The sequence below is a fragment of the Mesorhizobium ventifaucium genome (assembly GCF_935822925.1).
Lineage (GTDB): Bacteria > Pseudomonadota > Alphaproteobacteria > Rhizobiales > Rhizobiaceae > Mesorhizobium > Mesorhizobium ventifaucium.
The window spans coordinates 1-953 of sequence record NZ_CAKXZS010000094.1 but is presented as its reverse complement, the minus strand read 5'-3'; the positions used below and the strand labels follow the sequence as shown (position 1 = coordinate 953).

The 953-nt window shown below is 66.7% G+C and carries 3 protein-coding genes; all 3 read right to left on the bottom strand.

Annotated features, from left to right (window positions below; all coding sequences use genetic code 11):
* Positions 1 to 7: 7 nt before the first annotated feature.
* Genes NMG70_RS32555 through NMG70_RS32545 form a run of 3 tightly spaced genes read right to left on the bottom strand, consistent with a single transcriptional unit; the run spans position 8 to position 806 of the window.
* Entirely contained in the window at positions 8 to 349 is a 342-nt protein-coding gene (locus tag NMG70_RS32555) for a hypothetical protein (protein ID WP_436798507.1), read from the bottom strand.
* The gene (locus tag NMG70_RS32550) at positions 328 to 555 is read right to left on the bottom strand and encodes a hypothetical protein (RefSeq protein ID WP_254028281.1); all 228 of its coding nucleotides are present in this window, start codon (positions 553 to 555) and stop codon (positions 328 to 330) included. The genes NMG70_RS32555 and NMG70_RS32550 overlap by 22 nt, the downstream gene beginning before the upstream one ends.
* Positions 540 to 806, bottom strand: a complete 267-nt coding sequence (locus NMG70_RS32545; protein ID WP_254028280.1) for a hypothetical protein — start codon at positions 804 to 806, stop codon at positions 540 to 542. The genes NMG70_RS32550 and NMG70_RS32545 overlap by 16 nt, the downstream gene beginning before the upstream one ends.
* Positions 807 to 953 lie beyond the last annotated feature (147 nt).

The window sequence follows — 953 nt, the reverse complement described above, 5'->3', positions numbered from 1 at the left end:
CGCGATCTCACTCCTCCTTCTCCGGCTTGAACCGCCTGACCACCACCTCGAAGACGATGTCCGAGATCCACATCGCCGAGACGCCGATGAGGAACGCCGCGGCCAGCGTCGTGGTGTCGTCGTTCGCTGGAATCGCCAGGCCTGTGGCGCGGAAATAATGCACCACTGGCAATGTCAGGTAGGCCGCCGCCAGCGCGCCGCAGATCGGCGACGCCACCATCTCGCGAACCTTGTAGCGGTGGCGCGACAAGGCTCGCAATATCCCGCCGGAAAGACCGGCGACCATCACCGGCGCCTTGATGCCGAGTGCATCGAGAAGCTCCTGTATCATGGCTTCCACCCGCACCATCCGGCGCCCTTGCCGTTGTAGGCATTCATCTCGTCGAGCTCGGGCCGCGTCATGGCGGCGACGACGACGGCGGACGCACGGCGTGGCTGGTTGTGGTCGCACCAGACCTGGCGCGCCGGCGAAACCGGCGTTGCGCATCCGGCGAGCAACAGGCTCCCGATCAACAGGCACTCGAGCAGCAGACCGACCGTCAGCGCTTTGCCCATCGCATCGCCTCCCGCCGTGCGGCTTCGTCCGGCAGATCGCGCGCCGCGCGTTCGGCATCGGTCGCCTCGCGGTCCATTTCGAGGCGCTCCTCGACGGCGGCGAGTTTTTCCGCCGCTCGCCTGGCGGTATCCTTGTTGGCCCGGCTGATGCCGCCGGCGACAAACAGGCCGACGCCGCCGACGAGCGCTGCGAAGATCGCCATGATCGTCGTGTTGCCGGCGAGCGCGCTCAGCATGGAGAGCACCCACATCTCAATTGCCCTCCACGGCAGGCTGGTTTCTGACGAGGCCGGCGACGCCGTCGCGCACGACATTGATCAGGATCTTGAGCAGGGTCAGCACCCCGGTGATCTTGAGCGCCAGGGCGGCGTCGATGCCGAACAGCGTCCAGTCGAAGC